At 47.9% G+C, this 19,999-nt stretch carries 12 protein-coding genes and 1 tRNA gene; 7 read left to right on the top strand and 6 right to left on the bottom strand.

Features of this window, described 5'->3' with window-relative positions:
* Position 1: 1 nt before the first annotated feature.
* Positions 2-730 (bottom strand): LrgB family protein, encoded by a 729-nt coding sequence (locus D777_RS15810; RefSeq protein WP_036134115.1) that lies wholly within the window; start codon positions 728-730, stop codon positions 2-4.
* Positions 723-1,082 (bottom strand): CidA/LrgA family protein, encoded by a 360-nt coding sequence (locus D777_RS15805; RefSeq protein ID WP_036134113.1) that lies wholly within the window; start codon positions 1,080-1,082, stop codon positions 723-725. Before D777_RS15805 ends, D777_RS15810 begins: the two co-directional genes overlap by 8 nt.
* A 71-nt stretch (positions 1,083-1,153) precedes the next feature.
* Here D777_RS15805 and D777_RS15800 point away from each other — a divergent pair, with 71 nt between their 5' ends.
* From D777_RS15800 to D777_RS15770, 7 genes are all read left to right on the top strand, one after another.
* Positions 1,154-1,699 carry a YaeQ family protein gene (locus D777_RS15800; RefSeq protein WP_036134111.1) on the top strand — a complete coding sequence of 182 codons (546 nt, stop codon included), beginning with the start codon at positions 1,154-1,156 and terminating at the stop codon, positions 1,697-1,699.
* 194 nt (positions 1,700-1,893) lie between these two features.
* Positions 1,894-1,970: transfer RNA gene (locus D777_RS15795), tRNA-Arg, on the top strand.
* Between the two features lie 445 nt (positions 1,971-2,415).
* Positions 2,416-4,998: a DNA phosphorothioation-associated putative methyltransferase gene (locus tag D777_RS15790; RefSeq protein WP_051669151.1), complete on the top strand. Its 2,583-nt coding sequence runs from the start codon at positions 2,416-2,418 to the stop codon at positions 4,996-4,998.
* An 89-nt stretch (positions 4,999-5,087) separates the two neighbouring features.
* The gene (dndB, locus tag D777_RS15785; protein WP_036134109.1) at positions 5,088-6,167 is read left to right on the top strand and encodes a DNA sulfur modification protein DndB; all 1,080 of its coding nucleotides are present in this window, start codon (positions 5,088-5,090) and stop codon (positions 6,165-6,167) included.
* Positions 6,164-7,684, top strand: a complete 1,521-nt coding sequence (gene dndC, locus D777_RS15780) for a DNA phosphorothioation system sulfurtransferase DndC (protein WP_036134106.1) — start codon at positions 6,164-6,166, stop codon at positions 7,682-7,684. Before dndB ends, dndC begins: the two co-directional genes overlap by 4 nt.
* Positions 7,684-9,678, top strand: coding sequence for a DNA sulfur modification protein DndD (gene dndD / locus D777_RS15775; RefSeq protein ID WP_036134104.1), 1,995 nt, complete (start codon positions 7,684-7,686; stop codon positions 9,676-9,678). The genes dndC and dndD overlap by 1 nt, the downstream gene beginning before the upstream one ends.
* 1 nt (position 9,679) lies before the next feature.
* Positions 9,680-10,069 (top strand): DndE family protein, encoded by a 390-nt coding sequence (locus D777_RS15770; RefSeq protein ID WP_036134102.1) that lies wholly within the window; start codon positions 9,680-9,682, stop codon positions 10,067-10,069.
* A 94-nt stretch (positions 10,070-10,163) separates the two neighbouring features.
* Here the strand turns inward: D777_RS15770 and D777_RS15765 are convergent, their stop codons facing one another.
* From D777_RS15765 to dptF, 4 genes are read right to left on the bottom strand one after another with little or no spacing between them, the layout of a single operon-like run.
* Complete coding sequence (locus D777_RS15765; RefSeq protein WP_036134100.1) at positions 10,164-11,954, bottom strand: DUF262 domain-containing protein; 1,791 nt, start codon at positions 11,952-11,954, stop codon at positions 10,164-10,166.
* A 1-nt stretch (position 11,955) separates the two neighbouring features.
* Positions 11,956-17,079, bottom strand: coding sequence for a DNA phosphorothioation-dependent restriction protein DptH (gene dptH, locus D777_RS15760; RefSeq protein ID WP_036134098.1), 5,124 nt, complete (start codon positions 17,077-17,079; stop codon positions 11,956-11,958).
* The gene (gene dptG, locus D777_RS15755) at positions 17,060-18,394 is read right to left on the bottom strand and encodes a DNA phosphorothioation-dependent restriction protein DptG (RefSeq protein WP_036134096.1); all 1,335 of its coding nucleotides are present in this window, start codon (positions 18,392-18,394) and stop codon (positions 17,060-17,062) included. Before dptG ends, dptH begins: the two co-directional genes overlap by 20 nt.
* The gene (dptF, locus tag D777_RS15750) at positions 18,391-19,986 is read right to left on the bottom strand and encodes a DNA phosphorothioation-dependent restriction protein DptF (protein WP_036134094.1); all 1,596 of its coding nucleotides are present in this window, start codon (positions 19,984-19,986) and stop codon (positions 18,391-18,393) included. Before dptF ends, dptG begins: the two co-directional genes overlap by 4 nt.
* Positions 19,987-19,999 lie beyond the last annotated feature (13 nt).

Genomic DNA, 19,999 nt, shown 5'->3' with positions numbered 1-19,999 from the left:
CCTAGCGGGCGAAGGACAGCAACAACGGCAACAGCAACGCGGTGAATATCCCGGTCAGCCCCATCCCAAGGGATGAGAAGGCCCCGGCCGTGGGGCTGATTTCAAAGGCGCGGGCGGTACCCACTGCATGGCCATTCAGGCCCAGCGCAAAACCGATGATCCGCTCATCTTTCACGCGCAACCACCTGGTGCCCCATTCAACAAACAATGAGGCCAGAACACCGGTTATCAGCAAGGCACCCAGCGTCAGTGGCACCGATCCGCCTAACTGCTCTGCAATCCCCATGGCGATGGGCGCGGTGACGGACTTGGGGGCGAGAGATGCCATCACCATAGGCGATGCGCCCATTGACCAGGCAATTACCAATGCGTAGCCCGCGGCAAGCGTAGCAGCGATAGGCAGCGTCACCAGAATCGGTTTCCAGAGCGCACGGATATGATGCATTTGCTGGTATAGCGGCACACCCAGCGCCACGGTTGCGGGCCCCAGAAGAACGGTCAGCCAGCGTGCGCCCTGCTGGTATTTTTCGAAACCAATGCCACTGGCGGCAACCACTGCTGTCAGCAGAACGGCTGCGATAAGCACCGGGGGCATCCAGAGCGGCCTGCGGATTTTCCCGAAGATCCACTGAGCCGCCAGAAAGGCCGCGAGAGTCATCGCGATGGAAAGCATTGGTCCGGCTGTCCATACAGCCATCAGCTCACCAATGCTGCCGGATCCATCAATCATCGCCCCCTCCCTCAACACCCGCCACTTTTTTCATGACCCACAAGGTGGTGAGCACACTGAGCATCGTGCCCACAGACAAGGCCACAAGCACGGTAAGCCAGTGGTCAGAGAACCGGTCAGCAATGAAAAACACGCCAACCACACCGGGGGAAATCAGCATAACCAAAACGGCGATGAGGCCCTGACTGGCCGCAGCGAGTTCATCACTGACCCGCCCCCGAACCATCAAGGTGAAGGTCACCATGATCATCCCCAGCACGCCCCCGCTGATTGGCAACCCCGCCAGAACCCGAACGGCCTCGCCCAGCAGGAAAAAAATCACCAGCGTCAAAAAACCACGCAACAACACCATGCCGTAATGTCCCGCCACTTCTATTTTGCACTACACTTAGGCACCCGGATCCAAACAAGGACATGCCCTGAATGGCACTGAAAGCCACCATATTCAAAGCCACCCTCCATATCGCTGATATGGACAGGCACTATTATGCAGATCACCACCTGACCGTGGCTCGCCATCCCTCGGAAACCGATGAACGAATGATGATCCGACTGCTTGCATTCGCATTGAACGCCAGCGATGACCTGGAATTCACCAAGGGTTTGAGTACGGACGACGAACCGGAACTCTGGCAGAAAACCCTGACCGATGACATCGAACAATGGATAGACCTGGGCCTGCCGGACGAGGACCGACTGCGAAAGGCCTGCAACCGCTCGCAACATGTCATCCTTTACACCTACGGCGGCCGGGCCGTGCCAGTGTGGTGGGAAAAACACCATAACAAGCTGGAGCGATTTAGCAACCTTACTATTGTCGACCTGGCTGCGGAAGAGACCGACACCCTGGCAGGTCTCGCCGAGCGCTCAATGGACATTCAGATCAGCGTACAGGATGGCGACGTCACCCTCAGTACGGATCAGAATCTGGTCACCGTTTCCCCCAAGCAACTGCTGCCCAAAGCATAATGTCTATCAACACCGGAGGGGCTGGACAGACGCCCCCTGCACACGTAAGATTGCGCACTCGAAATTGACGCGATGCGCGAACAGTTTCATCCGCCCGTAGCTCAGCTGGATAGAGCGCTGCCCTCCGGAGGCAAGGGTCAGAGAAAAAATCCGGAACCGAAGGCAACGGTCAAACATGCCAAACTTGTTGAAATCCGCCCGTAGCTCAGCTGGATAGAGCGTCGCCCTCCGGAGGCGAAGGTCTCAGGTTCGAATCCTGACGGGCGGGCCATTTAATTGGCAAATCAATGAGTTACCGGGAAGTCAACTTCCTAATCGATATCACCCCCACTTTAGTATTCCTTAACTCTCCGCTTTGATCGCTGACCTTTGCACGGCCAGACTAAAAGCACGTATTTCCCTCTATTTTTTCGCCTGTGCCCAAATGGTGCCCTCGCAGTGCCCCGCTATTCTGCACGGCTGAATCACCACTCGCTATCAAGACCATTGCACCGATTACCCCCTGCGAACCCGGTGACACAGCCTCCCCGAGCAGAAGCCGCAACCATCGCAAGAACCGATTCTCGCTGGCTTAGACAATGAAGCGCTAATCTCAAAATGCATTACCCAGACCAATACCAGCTATTCTTCCGACCGACTTGGCTCCAGATTCGCCACCCTCTGGTGTACGCTAGTCCATTAATAGAACAGGTGTCGGCACATTCGGTTCAGTCCCCGTGGAAAAATCAAACAGGTTTATTGGCAAGAAGATCGCTGATTACAGGTATCTACATACCTCCGCGCTTTCTGAACTTGACGAAGAAAGCCGCAACGCTGTGCGCAAAGCCGAGGCCAGGATTACTCCAGGAGCCCACTACAACGTCATTAAGCTCCGAGAAAGTGCTCCCGAAATATCTTTCCTGAACTATCCATCTTTTTTTGAGGAAGCTTTCCCGATTCTCGAACAATCATGGAAGGTTAATCTCGATACAGGGCAGTGCCGATACAGAGTTTATTCAGAGTCGAATAATCCCCCCATCCTTCACCGCAAAGAACTTCTGCTGCCATCCTCTCACCCAGATTCTCAACGGTTTTTGGAGCTGACCAAAGAGGCTGAGAGTATCGGTTTATTCGACGATACGACCAGAATAGGGTTCCTACAGGACTGGAATCGTCTCTTGAAGCTAAAGGGTTATGAGGTTTCCGAGCACGCCCTCGTACCTCTAGCCAATGAAACTACAGAGAACCTGTCAGCCATCGAAAGCGGGTCAGAAATTCACCGACATTTAACTGCCCTCACTCGAACGCAACTATCGGCACCTATGCAAAGCCTTGCGCGATATGGCTACCTTGATCAGACGAGGTCAGTCTTTGACTACGGGTGCGGCAAGGGCAACGATGTTCAGCTCCTAAAAGATAGCAATATAAACGTAGCTGGATGGGATCCTTATTATTCTCCCAGTGCAGAAAAGAAAACAGCAGACATCGTCAACCTAGGGTTCGTCATCAATGTTATTGAAGTGCCTGAGGAACGCCACCTCGTCCTGACCAGCGCCTATGAACTTGCGTCAGAAATCTTAGTCGTATCTGCGATGCTGGAAAACGCAAATGCTCGGGGTGGACTCCCTTTCATGGATGGTGTGCGCACCTCGCGAAACACTTTCCAAAAGTATTTTTCACAAGGCGAACTGGCAACTTACATTGAATCAGTGCTCAGAACAGAGCCTGTTCCGATAGCTCCGGGAATTTTTTACGCTTTCAAAACGGATGCAGCGAAGACTGACTTCCTGGCTAGAAAAAGCGTTAAACGAAGCCACCCTCGACTACTTCGAGCGAAAAGACCGCTCAACAGCCAGAAACCTGAGCGCCGGACACCGCCTAGTCTACGGAAGTATGAAAACAACAAGGATATTTTCGAAAAGTTGTGGAGCACTTGGCTAGATTTTGGCAGAAAACCCAAGCCAAGCGAGATCGAAAACCTCAATGACATTCGGAGATTTCTGGGCTCCTACCCAGCCGCATTGAGAATTCTTGAGACCGTCAAGAATGAGGAGGGAGCGTTAGCATTAGCGAGGGCTGAACAGGCTCGCAAGGACGATCTGATTGTTCAGTTTGCCGAACTACGATTCTTCCGGAGCGCTCCCCCACGCCCTATGCCTGACAAGCTCAAGGAAGATGTCAGACATTTTTTTGGGACCCTAGCGAATGCCCAAACAATCGGAGAAGATCATCTCGTTCAAGTATTAGATAAGAGTGCGATCCTGTCTGCTTGTATCGAAGCCGCTGAACAGGGCTTGGGGTGGCTGCATGACGATCACTCACTGCAACTACACACTGAGTTAATACCAAGATTGCCCCCAGTCCTCCGAATTTACATCACATGTGCATCTAGCCTATTCGGAGACCCAAGTTCTGCCGATCTAGTCAAAATCCACATCCGTTCCGGGAAGCTTTCCCTCATGAGTTACGACGACTTCTTCGGAAAGGCCATTCCGAAAATGCTCGTTCGCACCAAGATTAATTTGAGAAATCAGCGGATCGATGTTTACCAATACGGTGATGAGTTTGCCCCTCCCAACCTCTACCTGAAGAGCAGGTATATGCATGAGGATCAAGAAAACTATGCCGAACAATTGCGTTTTGATGAAGCGCTTGAACAACTGGGAGTTGGCGATTTTAGCGGCTTCGGCCCTCCTGACAGAGATTTTCAGAACGCGCTGCGCGACAAGAGATGGGCAATAGAAGGACACAGCCTGACAAGGAGTACCGAAATTCCGAACCTCGATCATCCCTGCGGCCAATACTTCAAATATCGCGACCTAATTGAATGCGGCGAAACGCAGAAGTCGCTTAAAATCGAGAATCACCCGCTCCAACCAGAGAGTTACACCGCCCTCCTCGACCTAGCCAATATTCTTATCGATCCTATCGTGGACTATTTCGGCATGATCAAGCTCACTTATGGCTTTTGCTCGTCAGAACTGAGCAAAAATATACGGCGTAGGATCGCTCCGAAACTAGATCAGCACGCATCCCATGAACTGAACAGGTTAGGCAACCCCATCTGCATGCGCGGGGGCGCCGCAGTAGACTTTATCGTCGAAGATGAGGACATGTTCGAGGTCAGTCAATGGATCGCGGAAAACCTCGAATTCGATAGGATGTATTTCTATGGCCAAGACCGGCCAATTCACGTAAGTTTCAGCGAGACACCGGCCAAGCAGGTAACGGTGATGAAGCGAAGCTCTGCTAACGAACGACTAATCCCAAGATCTTACTCTCTCAACGATTTCATTAACTTAGATAACTCTCCAATCTGAAACCTCGCCCTGGCCACGTTGACCCGGAAGTTTATTTTAGGTAAATTAACTTCCGCTCCAACTTTTAACTTCCATTCCCGGAGACCCTCATGGCCGAGTTCTCCCACACCTTCCCGGCAGCGAGAGGCGTTCAGTCCGGACGGCCTTGCTACGTGGCCATGTGCCCGTTACGACTAATACCAAAAATTTTCATCTTCGATGGGCAGGAGGTTCCTCCAGAACTGAGAGCTCAACGAGTATTGAATCGAACCCGAATACCAGACATTGTCAGCTATTTGGTCGACAATCCAACGGACTATACGCTTTCGGGAATCACAGCGTCTGTAGATGGTCAGGTCTCGTTTGAACCCAGTACCGACACAGGTATCGCTCAAAACCTGGGGCTACTGTCGATCCCCATGGATGCAAAAATCCTGATCAACGACGGCCAACACCGCCGTGAAGCCATCGTTCAGGCAATCGAACAAAATCCAGAACTCGGTTACGACAACGTCCCTGTGTTGTTCTTTATTGACGAAGGTCTGAAGCGCAGCCAGCAAATGTTCGCGGATCTCAACAAGCACGCTGTCCGGCCAAGCGACTCTATCAGCACGCTCTATGACCACCGAGATCACTTATCCGAACTCGCCCGAGTTGTTGCTCGTGAGGTGAAGGTATTCTCCCGGCTGACGGAAATGGAGAGATCCAGCATATCCAACCGAAGCAGCAAACTTTTTACGTTGTCGGCTATCAAGAACGCCTCAAAGGCTCTGCTGATGAAAGGGAAGAGTGACCTAGTTAGCGAGGACGAGCAGCAGTTGGCAATTGAATACTGGAATGAAGTAGCGGCTAACATGAGAGACTGGCAACTCGCTCTGGAAAAGAAAGTAGCGACCTGCGAGCTCCGTGAGCAATACGTTCATGCCCATGGCGTCATGCTGCAGGCCATGGGCCAAATAGGCGCCGACCTTTTGTTCAAGCCAAAATCTCAGTGGAGCCGGATACTGCAAGGTCTTCAAGACATTGATTGGGCACGAGCTAACAATGAGTGGGAAGGTCGAGCAATGCACCACGGTCGCATTAGCAAGGCTCGCAGTAGCGTCGTCCTCACGGGCAACTACATCAAACAGCAATTAAGTGTTCCTCTCACCCCTTCCGAGCAGGAATACGAGGAGTCGCTTAAGCCATGACTGCGCAGGAACAGTTCGTTTTCCCGGATCATCTGTCCATGATTCAGGAGTTTTCTCTTGGCAATCGCCCTCTAGTGGACCTAGTGCGCGAAATTCAGAACATATATTGCTCTGACGACCGGCCCTGGATTATTGGCTTCAGTGGAGGAAAAGACTCTACTTGCGTTCTTTCCTTGATCTACATGGCACTACTGCAGCTTCCTGCCGAAAAGCGAACCAAACATGTTTATGTGGTCTCGTCTGACACCTTGGTTGAGACCCCTGTCGTGGTCGACATGATCAAGAGAGTAATAAAGCTGATTAATGAGGCAGCGCCGAAAGAGGGCCTACCTATCAGTGCATACAGTGTTGTGCCAAAGACAGATCAAACCTTTTGGGTGAATTTGCTCGGTCGTGGTTATCCTGCGCCAAATCAGACGTTCCGCTGGTGTACAGAGCGAATGAAAATAGACCCTGTGAGTGAGTTTATTCTCGATAAGGTCGCCAAATTTGGTGAGGCCGTTGTAGTGTTGGGCTCTCGCAGCCAAGAGAGTGCGTCTCGCGCCCAGGTTATCGCGAAACATAAAATCGATGGTTCTGCCCTTAGCCGCCACAGCTCTCTTCCAAACGCCTACACGTATATGCCCATCGAAAGCTGGTCCGCAGACGAAGTGTGGATGTACCTAATGAGTGCCCCATGCCCATGGGGAGGATCAAACCAAGAGTTGCTCGAATTGTACAAAGGGTCGAACCAAGGCGAGTGCCCGCTGGTAATCGATAAAAGTACGCCCTCGTGTGGGAACAGCCGTTTCGGGTGCTGGACGTGCACCGTTGTGACTGACGATAAAGCGCTGCATGGCCTTATCGAGTCGGGTGCCAATTGGATGAAGCCTTTGTTGGCGTTCAGAAACAAACTATACATGTCCCGCCAACCAGAAAACTCTGAGGAGTATCGCAACTTCCGGCGAAGAACAGGAAGGGTCTCTTACAACTCGGGCGACATCAGTGATGACAGTGTGCGAGAAGTACGCCATATTCCGGGCCCCTATTGGCTGTCCAAGCGCCAAGAATTCCTCCGTGAATTGCTCACTATTGAGAAGGGGATTAACGAGAGTGGTGAGTCTATCGAACTGATTACTCGCCCCGAGTTACACATGATAAGAAGAGAATGGCTACGCGACCCAAATGAACCGGACTGGGAAGACTCCCTGCCGCGGATTTATCGCGAGGTCTATGGAGAGGACCTTGACTGGGTAGAGGACGATGCTGGCGCATTTACACGAGCAGATTCCGAAACACTTGAGAGGCTCGCAGAAAAATACGGTGTTCCATCAGCGCTTGTTCGCAAGATGCTGGAAGCAGAACTTCAAGTATCGGGTCTAGGCAATCGAAGGGGCATACTGAACAGCCTGGAGAGTATCCTCCAAAGAGATTGGGAGGATCTCGACGCAATCAATGAGCGCAACCATTCCTTTCGTAAGCGTGGCAAATCGTACGTTGAGGAAGTGAAAGACGAATTTTCAGAGTTTTTGAACTAATGCTGATTAAAGAGCTTACGCTTACCGACTTTCGAGTCTACGAAGGGAAAAACTCCTTCAACCTTACGCCCGAAAAGCGTGCGGGCAAAACATGCCCCATCATTCTTTTTGGCGGTTTAAATGGCGCGGGTAAAACAAGCATCCTTTTGGGCGTAAGGTTGGCGCTCTACGGACGTTTGTGTCTGGGCAGTGCAGTTTCCCAAAAGCGCTATGATGAGTTTCTGCTCGACGCCATCCATCACTCAAGAGAGACTGGTCGCTCTGCCAACTCTTCGTCTGTTGAGCTCAAATTCACTTACGCAAAGCTCGGAACGGAAAGCCAGTACCACGTTAAGCGTGAATGGGAACGAAAGGGCAAAGGCGTTAAGGAAACACTCACTGTCTTGGAGAATGATACGCCTATTAAAGGTCTGAGCTACGAGCAAGCTCAGAATTTTCTGAATGAACTGATACCTGCAGGTGTATCCGACTTATTCTTTTTTGATGGTGAGAAAATCGCCCAACTAGCTGATGATTCCGGAGGAATAGCCCTCGAACAGTCTATCAAGAAATTACTCGGGCTCGACGTCGTGGAACGGCTCTCCGGCGATCTCACTGTTCTTAATCGGAACCTGGCTAAACGATCGTCAGCTCAGGAAATGCAGTCACAAATCGATGCTGAACAGTCCAAACTGACGCACTGTCGGAAGCAAGCTGAGATCGTCCGTCAAGAGATCTCAACCATCCTCGCTCAGCGCGCTGAGTTACAAGACCGCGCGAACAGACTCCAAAAAGACATCGATGATCGGGGGGGGCATTTCTCCACATCTCGGGCTCAGCTAGAAGCCAGGTTGAGTCAGCTCCAAAGCGAGCGAGATAACTTAATATCCGACATCAATGGCCTTATATCCGACGCCGCACCCATTGCCTTGGCAGAGGACTTTTGCCGAAGAACTAAAGAGCAGATTGAGCAAGACCTCCAGCTTCAGGGGCTTTTGCAGGAACACAGAATCCACAACGAATACCGAACACACCTGGAAGACGCTCTCGATTCAAAGCTGGCACCCGATTCTTTGGCTATCGTGCTCGCTGAGATGGATAAACTGGGCAACTCCCATCAAGACCTCGAATCCCAGACTTTGGTTCACGACTTAACGCCCTCTCAAGCAGGGAAAATATACTCAGCATTCGAGGACGCCAGTAAACAACGGCAGGACGTGATTAAGTTGTTTGATGCTCTGGAGTGCATCGAAGCGGAACTCGATGAAATTGGCGCATCTCTGGCCCGCGCTCCGGACGATTCTTTGATTGCCTCTGATTTCGAAAACTTGCAGCAGCTACAGCAAAAACTTGGCAGGTTAGATGCTGAAATCGAGTCAGCGCGGGCGAAAGGAAGAGACGCAGCTAATGAAGCCGTCGAAATAGCCCGCCGGCTTGACCGACTGTACGAAACTGCTGCGAAGCTGAGCGACCAAAAGAGAGTTATCGACTACGTCAACAACGCCAATGGCTTGCTCGCGGACTATGTCGATCAGACAGCGACCGCCAAGGTTCGAGACCTTGAAGTCCAGTTCACCGAGTGCTTTGCCAAACTTGCTCGGAAAGAGGACATGGATCTACAAATTCGGATCAACCCAAAGACCTTCCACGTAGAACTATTGACCGGTAACGGGCGGACGATAGCGAAAGACGAGCTTTCAGCTGGTGAAAAACAGATATTTGCAATTGCTGTTCTTGAGGCGCTTGCAAAAACCTCCGGACGTCAGCTGCCTATGATCGTCGATACTCCATTAGGGAGGCTAGACTCCGAGCACAGAACCAAGCTGATAGAAGGCTATTTCCCTATCGCAAGCCACCAGATGATTGTGCTCTCAACAGACACTGAGGTGGATGAATCATTCTATGCTGATCTCGCACCCGACATATCCCGGGCCTATAAGCTCGAATATAATTCAAAAGCCGGAGCGACTCGCATCCGTGAAGGTTATTTTTGGCACCAAAAGGAGGCGAGCTGAAATGTTTCCCACCCGCATTCAGTTGAGTAAAAAGACCTGGGACAGGCTGCAGTTCTTGCAAACAAAAACACGCCTCACTCCTAATGTGCTTGCACGCACAGCTATTTCACTTGCGCTGCGCGATACGCATACTGCGACGATCAATCAGAGCAAACCCGAGCAAATTCACGTAATCAATCGAGACGTACTATTCGGCGATCAAGAAGGAGCATTCGAAGCTTTAATTCGACAGTTTTGTTTCGAAAAAAACGTTAATGCTGACCCTCAAACCATTATTCGCTCGTTGATAGATAGCGGGCTACACAAAATGGGGCATATCAAATCCCCTATAGATCTGAGCACATTCTTTTACAAATCAAAATCTACTACCTACTCTCAAAAAAGAGAATAGCTCTTCGAGCTTTAGCTATTCCGTCTTTAAGCGGCTTTAACTAAGTAAAACCGCCAACACCTGAGTATGCTCGCAATCTAGTTGCATTAAAAAATCAACAAAAATAGAAGCATCGTTTAATCAGCAACTCTAGAAGATCCCGCCTCTCCTTCATAGCGTCTAGATTCCAGGCTTCATTCTTAGAGACCATTTTTGTGATATTCAACCTAGACTCTGAATACATTTTTCTTTTACTAACATACGGGTCATCTCCTAACTTCGAGTTATCAACATCAAAGAGCAAGGTAAGGTTCCAAATGCTGTGCTTTAAATCTTCCATCTCTTCCACAGGTGAGACGACGGATTTTGGTAATATATGCTCTAAGGAGTAGGCCTCAATTTCTGCTGGAAGATTTTTGTCTAAATTTCCTGCCAATCCAAGAACCCCGCCTTTAAAGCCCATCTGCTTCCATGACCATGCCTCTTCACATGTCATTAAAAGAAACTTCAGCGCTCTCCGGTCATTATCCTTCTCATAATCAAGACTATTTACGTATCCCAAGAATTCTTGATCGGAAACATGATTGCTGATAATTCTAGAAAGCCTATCTGCCAGCTTCAGAGGCTGGAAGTTATTTGGACTTTTATTTATTTCTTGAATTGTATCTGTATAACATTTTGTAATCGGAGAGACAGATTTCTTTAATGCTAACTTATATGCAAAGAAAAACTTTTCAATCAGGTAAACGACATGAAAAAATTTCTTTTCACTGAGAGACGATGCCGCCATAAGCAGAGGAAGCGAGTGCGTATGCTTGAATTTTACAATGAGGTTATATAATTTATTCTTTTGGTATGCGGTGCACTTAGGTTCTTTATATGGCCATACACCTTCTGAAAGGTCATTATACCGAGCAACATCCTGCCCTAATCTGTAAACCTCTTTTGATATTTCTTCCTTTGTCTTTCCGGAAAAATAATCGTTCTGATATGTATCAAAAAGATTGGATCTTTTCGGTCTTTTCGAGGTGCGACTTGCATATATTGAAATCAAACGGTCATCAGTGGCTTTTTGACCACCAATGGTAATCTCGTCCCACAACTTCTCCAGTTCTAGAAGCTCCTTCTCGTTAGCGTCCTGTTCGTCAACTAAACCAAGGGATGAAGCACGAAGCAAGTCTCCTGCAGTCAAGGATCGGCCACGGTCATTCATGACTTGGAATAGCCTGTAAGCGTCGCTAACGTCTGACATCCGAATAACTAGAACTTTACAACCAACCCTTATCACATTATATAGTTTGTCTATATTCACCAAAGAGTGGTTAGCATTATTTGAATCAGTAAATTTTCTCAGCCATTTATCTATTGTTCGGACTGCCTTCTCCATCAGCTTATGTGAATTAAAATCACTTTTAGACGCGTCAAAATCTCCCTTATGGATGATTTTTTTAAAAAACACCTCATCCCTTCTTGACAAGGTCAGCCTATCAAACTCCTCCCCTTCAGCTTCAGCCAAATATACTATGAATTTTTTGCGGTATGAACTAATTGTTGCAGACAACTTGGCCTCATCTTTTATACCCTTCAGATCTTCCAGTAGAGCAATCATTCGAGAGACGATTAGAACAAGAGTGGTCAGACGCTGTTGACCGTCAACCAACTGGTATATTGCTTTTGTATCAAGTTTAGACTGATTTGGAACCTTTACACACACAATCCCGCCCAAGAAATGATCTGGAAGATCGCGATCTTTTTCATGGGCATTATATAGTAGCTCAATATCTTGGCAGAGCTGACTTACATTCTCACCATCCCAAGAGTAGGATCTCTGAAACTTTGGAACTTTGTAAAGGTTAACCTCTGAAAAGACCGCGCCCAGCTCCAAGTAATCCGGCTTCACTTCCATTTTAATTACACCCCAACTCAATAAGTTTCCAAAAAGCTAGATCATCGATCTTTCTTACAGTCTTTTTTCCATCCACGTATAAACTTTTATGCTTAGACAGCGTCTTAACACTATTAACAATTGCATCTTCCTCTAACTTTGAGTAAGCATTGAAAATAGATCGAACATCGCCATACTTTATGCTCGGTACCTGATGAATAATCCAAGAAAGAACCATTTTAGAGTAGTCATTTTCACCTGTCTTAAAATGAGTCAACTCTTGCGTAGACAAGATAATACCAACACCAAATTCACGACCTTCTTTCATTATTTTCTTTAAACTTGGGAAATCTTGAGACATGAAATTATCCGCCTCATCGACCAGGATCATTTTAGAGATCTGTCGAAAATTCCCTTCGATTTTCGAGCTACCCTGCTGGTGCATCTGTGTATAAAAAAGATCTAACGTTAGTGCGACGACGAGGTTCTGAATAGTACGATCGTAGCCGGAAAGGTTGATTACTGTGACACCACCTATTAGGTCATAGAGTGATTGAGTTTTATTCGTGTCTGGTTCAAAGATTTCATAGGCGGTTAATACTTCGAGCGCTGCGTATAAGGAGTCATGGTCAATCTTCTCCTGCTCCTGAAACGCTGCCCAGACATCTTCCAACGTTGGAGCAGGCCTACTCCAAGTGCTTTCATCATTCGAATAAATACCAGCAGCTTCATAGGCATCCCGAATAACAGTTCGTAATTTGCTTTGCTGCTTTACGCCAAGGTTATAAGACTTTGTCATTGACGAAATGAACTGGCCTGCAACATGCACTGGTAGCTTTTTCTTGTTTCCAAACAAGGCAAACGGATTGAAAGGCAAGCAGTCGAGTTCGAAAACTTTGGCATTAGTCGCTTGTACAAAATCGTCCTTAACGTAGTCAGCCTTGTAATCAAAGATCAGTATCCCTATTGGGGCTCCGTCGACGTTATGACGTTGTTTGCGAACAATCTGAGTAATTAACGACTTAGTGAACTGGGTCTTCCCTGTACCCATCGTGCCAATAATTCCTGTGTTCGTATTGAAGAGCTTTTCGGTATTCGTAGGCTCCCAATAAATCACCTCACCGCTTTGCACGTCTTTGCCAAACTCCACCCTGAGTGGCCCGTCAGGTGTCGCCGGTTTAGAATTGCCCACGATCAGTTCGGAAGGATCATCAGCCGCGGCGAGGAAGGCACCACTATCATGTTTTGAAACCGGGTATGTCGCCGTTTCCGGCTGATTGGAGCCAGGCTCCGTTGCTGCATCCTCTTTCGCATCTACAACCTCTTGCTCAGTGAAAGGCTGCAGAAAATACTTCTTGGGCACGTGAAGTAGTGAGGAATTATCAATTTTTTCTTTAAGTTCTTGGTAGGGGGTCCTTACGAGCTCATCGAGCAACCCCATCGGTATTTCAGCCTGAAGAACCTCTTCAGCTACCTCATACTTCTCTTCAAAACAGGACTCACTGTTGATGTGAGCTACTACCATCGCACCAGGATAATTCGGGAGCTGACCGATTCCATACTCGCCCTTTAGCCACTCTTCGCGATGGTTTAGGAAGTCCTTGAAATGGCGGTCCTCGAACACTCGATATAGCTGATACTTCTCGATTTGCAGAAGCACCTGACGAATGAATAGTCCGCGATAGAGGCGGGACGCAAGCGTGTCCGGCCCCAGGAGGTCCTCTTCCATATATCGCTTCAACTCAAGCGCCTGCTCCCTCGCCTTGGAGAAATCAGGGCGCCCCCCAGCTTTTACCTCCACAGGTAGGAGATAGAGTCGGCCCTCCTTGAAACCTGCGAACAAGATATCATCAGAGATTGCACCTTTTTTGATCTTGCGATTGTGGCGCGAGAAATCACTATCGGTCATCGCAAGGCCAATATTGCCAGCAACTCTGATCATTTCAGCGACTGAGATAGGAATCCAGGTGATATCTGACTGGGCCAAAAGGGTACTAACGATTTTATAGGCACCGATAATGCCTTCTTTCGCAATCTTTTCTTTCGAGTGGTCGGTAATCAGTCTGAGCAGCCATTCACCATTAAACGCATTGAACTCTCGAATCAATTCGTTGCCAGCATTGCCCAAGACGCTCTTATAAAGGTCAACTTGCTTGGTTACGGTGATCGCGTCATAACCCGACGAGCTTGTGTATTGGTCGGAGTAGTGGATGAGAATCACGCCTTCGGTGGCTTCAAAGAATTTCAGCGTGACCTTTGGATCTATGATGGTCGTCCAGACTGAACTATCGTATGAGCGCTCCAGCAAGGACATAAACTCCTGACTCACTGCGAGGCTCGTGGCCGAATGATCATGATAGACATCGTTCTTGGACTGAGAGGGGCGCCAAAGCGTTCCTATTAACTTAGCCAGCTTCAAGTGCGGTGAAGAGCCGTAATCGACACCTTTCAGGCCAAACGCCGTGAAGTATCGGTCGCCCTCGCTCCTCGAAGACTCACCTGACAACAGTCCAGCGCAGGCAACACCCGAAACGTGCTCATCAATGTTGTTGTCCACAGCTTCCACTTTCTGATCATTCTTGAAGAATGTCAGGTGAGCATAAGCTTGCTGTTCCACGTGGTTGTGCTGAAACTTGCTGAACGTTAGCCTAGTCCGCAGTAGATCGATTACCGCGTCGGCATTGCGACGTGCAGCTCCCTTATCGAGCCCGTACCGTTCTTTGATTTCGTCATACATCCCCATCTCAGCGAAAACATCAAACTCAGTCTCGACTAACTTCTCGTCGTAGAGATTGACGTGTATGTGACGGCCGCCGAGCAAGTTCGCCTGATAGTAGGACACCAGCCCTCTGAATAACTCTGAGTTTTCTGCGTTGTTGACAGAGTTTATTAACAGAGGGGCGTCATCGACCTGGCGGAATAGCTGCTCAAATGTAGACGTGAACTCCTCGATTTTGTGCTTTACAAGATTTATCACAAAATCAAAGCTTGTATCCTGATGTGGCACTATCTCCAACCAGAGGGGGTTCTCTGGCACAGCCTGTGTATAACTGTAACGATTGTCTCTGTCGAAAAGGTGAGGGAGTAATCCCCGTGCGTTTAATCGGCCTTTCGTAACCTCTGGTAATTCGCGAAAGCTACGCGCTTCACCATCTTCAACGATTTCTTCAACTAAACTCAGATAGTAGGCCATGACCAGCGGATGGAACGGAGTAAAAAATCGACGCTCCTCCACTGTTGCCAGCCCAATGCGAATCACCAGCCGTTCAGAGCTATCGAGCGGCTTCCCCTTCTTAATTTTTTCCAAGTACTCAACGGAAGCCAGAACATACTCTTTACCTAGGGCAACAAGTTCAGGCCCCCAGCTAGCCAGCGAGGGCAACGTCTTACGCTCTTGAAAGTAAGAAACAAGGGCGGCATAGGCTTGATATATTCTGTCGTCGGCGAGCGAAAGGTTTGAAAGTGGAATTCCTTTGCGTCGATCATTGTCCCATTCGATGCACTCTTCATTAACGAAGGCAGACTCTGCCTGGAGCAAGGCTTTTCGGAAGAACACTGGCTCCGATTCTTGGCTATCGAAGACGACGGTCTCTTTCCCTGGCCGATACACACCATTGAAGTTATCGTCTTTAAAAAGCCTGGCAAACCGACTTGGATCAAAAATCACTGGTAGCCGCAGTGCTTCTTTGCTCGGTTCTCCTTCAACGAGTACAAAGAGAGATCGGTCCCCATTCGTCAGGGTGAAATTAACTTCGTCAGACTCATCGTAGAGCTGCTCGAAATCGATCTTTCCCACTGAATTTACGTCAATTGTTTCACCGCTGTCGGATAACACGGTCTCAGGGGTGACGTCAGGATTAACGTCAAGGCAATGTTGGTCTGCCTGGAGTACGAGTGCTCTTCTCCTTCTATCGATGAGAAAGCGATTCTCAAAGGCCGAAAGATAAAAGACCCCCTGTTGCACTACTAGACAATGAAAGCTGTATTTTTCGTTCGAAGAATCTCGATTGAGTCTCAGACTAAAAAACTCTGGTTCACCACTACATGGTCCGGAGATAGTGAAGGTCGACTTGTCACCTCTAAAAGAGAAATCAATGTCAATGACGTCAGACATAGCTCTTGGCGTAACCAAAAGCTCCTTTTTTTCTAATCGCTGACCAACGAACTTGATCTTGAAGCTGAACAGGTCCTGACCACTCGGAACCTCAATAATCAGATGCTTATCTCGCCTACCCGCCGAGGTGTCTTTCTTATCTCTTACGTCGATTTGGCAGCCATTAACCTCGATTCCTTCATAATCGAGAGTCAGCTTTTTCTGAAGCTCCTCTTCGTCTCGAAACTCTTGGTAGTTGAGCTCGGTCCAGGGAACTTCGGCTCCTTCTCCAAAATGTTCTTGTATAAATTTTGATCCAAACTTTGTCAGCTTGTCTTCCAAGTCATTCGGGAAATGCTCAACGGCAAACTCAATCTCTTCCCTCAGCTGGCGATTCGACTCCAGTCGGCGCGCTACCTGCTTCTCGTTCGAATTGCTTAACACCTGCGGGTCGTTGAACAGCCCTAGCTCTTGGAATCGCAGGTCTCCGTCTAGCAATGCATCATGGAGGTGTCGAAATCCGAATACACTGGAGCCTTCTTCCGTGATTATCCGGGCTTGGTGCTCTAAGAGACACCGGGAAGCAACTTGATTCTGAAGCCCACCAGATATCATGAGATCCAGCTCTTTTTGTGTTTGATTAGGCGACCAAACAGCGTCGCCCTGGGCCAGGTCGAACGCACTATTAATCAAAGTATCAAGAAGGCTGTTATGTACGATTAGCAAAGCGCACCCCTCGAAAGGGGACATCTCAGCTGCCACAGTATCCCGAAGATTTGATATGTAGTTTTCCGTGTAGCAACCATTCTGAATATCAGGCTGCTCCAAATGCCCGGTCACCAACAAACGCACATCACTAATCTGGAGATATGAAAGTTCGTGCTCGCCATAACGTAGTCGACCATCACACTGTTCTAACAACTCCGAAACAAGACGTATTGTGTTGTCTGGGTCTGGTGATTTGAACTGATACCGGGCGCCCGCTTCTATCCGGGACTGAAGCCAACCACGTAGATTACTTACCAAGAAGGCTTCAAAGTGTTTTTCGGACATAAACCGCATCTCCGCTATCGCTCATTCGCTCGACGTTACCAATTCGCTCCAAAAACCTGATGATCGCTTGCTCTGACTGTCTGTCGAACCAGACCCCACGTTTTCTAAACTCCTGAAGCAGCTCTTGGAACTGAATCTGCTTTCTACTGCCGATAGCCAGGTTTGTGAGAAGGAGTAGATAATCTTGAGAAATTGTCAGCACTCTTCCTGAGCGCCCCCTCACCTGGACAAAGTGTGGAGCAATTTCATTCTCAAATGCGTTCACAAATTTATTGTTTACAGCGTGTTGGTTCGTACCTTTTTTCCCAAAAATTTCCTTGGCAGTTCTACTGAGTATCTCAATCAGTTCTTTCGTTGATTGAGGATATTCTTCAAGAGGTGGAAATTTTCTTTTTTCTCGATACTTTTCGCAGAACCTTATCAGCGAGCTATTAATGCTATTACGCTGTAACGTATCCATCTCGTTTATATCTAAAAAAATCTTCCAAAGAGGAAACTTTATCGCTTTCCTATTCTTCGGTTGATTCAGATATTCAAGCATAGAAAGAACCGGGAATAGATCGAAAGCTTTCGTCCTCAGGTGACGAAAAGCTTCTCTAACCTTATTCCGCTCTAAGCTAGCCTTCTCGGTATCAAGAATGAAAAAAAGTGGTTTACTAGCAGGCTGCTCCGTCCAACCATTGATGTTCAATGCCAACTGGGAGCTATATAAAAAGGTATAAAGGCTAAAAAATGCTCTAAGGTTGTCTAAGAAATATCCGGGGTGCTCCAAAAGAAAGCCAAGATCCTGGGAAAAGAGCTCTGACATAAATGGCAAATAAGGCCTCTCAACGGGATCCTCTTTACAATAAGTCAATTGCTGTTGGAACGCTTCAACAAGCTCTTGCTCTAAGAAATTCACTTCACTGCTGAGTTTTGGAAATCTTCGATTCGAGTCACGAATGAAGCCGATAAAAACTTGCGCAACATGTTTATTAGTAGATGCCTCAGCCTGAGCGGCTTTGGCAATTAGAAATTCCGGAGAAACTTTAAACAAACCTACCGCTTCATTATCGAAATACATTTTTTCAATAAGAGGGAAAATTTCTTGGTCCGTCAGCTTATACTGTAAGCGACTATAAACTGAGGACTTAAAACTCTCTAACGTTGAGCCTTTCTCAAGCCGCTTTTGAAAAGCCACCGTCAAAATGCTTCCAGCTATTGCTTCGAAATCAAGGCCAGACGACTGAGACCGAAATGGCAGAAAATGGTTAACGAAGTTTTTGTTCTGAATTTCTTGTTCATCCAGCGCAAACAAGTTATCGGAAATACTCACTCGACACCTCCGACAACGATCTCACTGTCTTCAACTTCATTCGTAAGATAAACGTGTTGTCTACCATCCGAAAGCATCAGCTTGTTTGAACGAATGACGACTTTTATTACGTCGTCGACGATCTCCTCCAAAATCACAATCGTATTCTTGTCGTGCTTGTTCGGCCTGTACCCATCGTTTATTTTAGAAACCAATTCAAGAAAACTAAGGTTTACATTAAACGTTTGAAGTGGTTCATCACCAACCTTAAGGCAAACCGGAAACTCGTGGATATTTGCCATCTCTTCATTTTCAATTCTTTTGAGGTCAGGCTTAATATCGGCTACTGCCGAAATAAAGACGCCGTTTCTGGAGCACAAAAATAAATGCTGTTTTGCAGTTAATGACGGATCCAACCTGTTTCCGAATCGAACCAATGCATATACAAGCTCATCCTTATAGAAACTTCTCAGCTTTTGACGCTCCTCAGCGCTTCCATCATAGCTTTTATGTAAACGCCAAATTTCAATATATCTGTCGTAAAGTGGTTGTTCAAAATCCTTTTTGAAACGTTGATGAAAGTTATTCCCAATGGCGATATCCTGAAACAGATAGAAAAATCGCAACCAACCAGCCGACTCAATGTCGACTATGCCAAGGGTTTCCTGCACTGAATTCTGGAACTCATCGAAAGCCTCTTCTCTGATACCTAGAGGATGCTGAATGAGGAACTGATCAATATTCCGAGACCTAATCGTGCATGGGTCAAAATGGCTGATAACATCACTCAAGTCATTGTGACCAGCCACAAATAGATTGTTGAAAAGCAAGCTGGGGCCGCAAATCAAATGGTGAACGAAATCGAGCAGAGCACGCGCAGAAAGAAATTGATCAAATTTCAATCTAGCAGAGAGAAGCAAATGGACTATCCGATCACGCACCTGCTCGTGTTTGAGCAACTCATAGTTCAGAGTCAGTGTGCTGGGATTCGTTCGCACCGCATCCAGATATGCCAGATGTAGCGGATTACTTTCAGTGGAGGCAACTACGCGCGAAAACAGTTCACTGATAAAGCTCGATCCGGTCTTTCCGTCCTCAATACTGAATTTCGGATACTGTTCAAAGTTCAGGAACTTGTATGAGACTGAAATTTCGTCCCCAGTTTGGAGGTAGGATTCAATGGCACTCCTGATGTTTTCGTGGCGGGGATGTCCTTGGGATGCAAAGTTAAATAGCATCCCGACATTTATTCCAATGACCAGCGGCTTGTCCGACTCACGGTGCTCGTCAAAGAGCTGATCTAACGCCTCAATTGCATCTTGGTCGGGTTTAAACGCATGAGTAGCATCTAGGTGAAACCTGATTCTGTCCGAGTAGGTCTCGTAATAGCGCTTTAGAATTTCAGACTTTCCGTCACCGGAAGAGCCACACAAGAAGATGACACTTTCTGATGAAAGGTTCGAATTCAGAAGATCTCTGAAGTCTTTCTCAATACTCGTTTCGACGTAGAGGTAGTCTTTTAGCTCGTCTTGCTCTTTTTGTCCCGCCCCCAGCGTTGTAACCGCTTGAGCTGACGACCGAGCCAGAGTGTCAAGCAACCGTTTGAACTGCACGCTATGTCCTTAA

The sequence above is a fragment of the Marinobacter nitratireducens genome, assembly GCF_000708045.1.
Classification (GTDB): Bacteria; Pseudomonadota; Gammaproteobacteria; order Pseudomonadales; family Oleiphilaceae; genus Marinobacter; species Marinobacter nitratireducens.
Note: the sequence above shows the minus strand (reverse complement) of the source record. Positions and strands in the feature narration are given on the sequence as shown.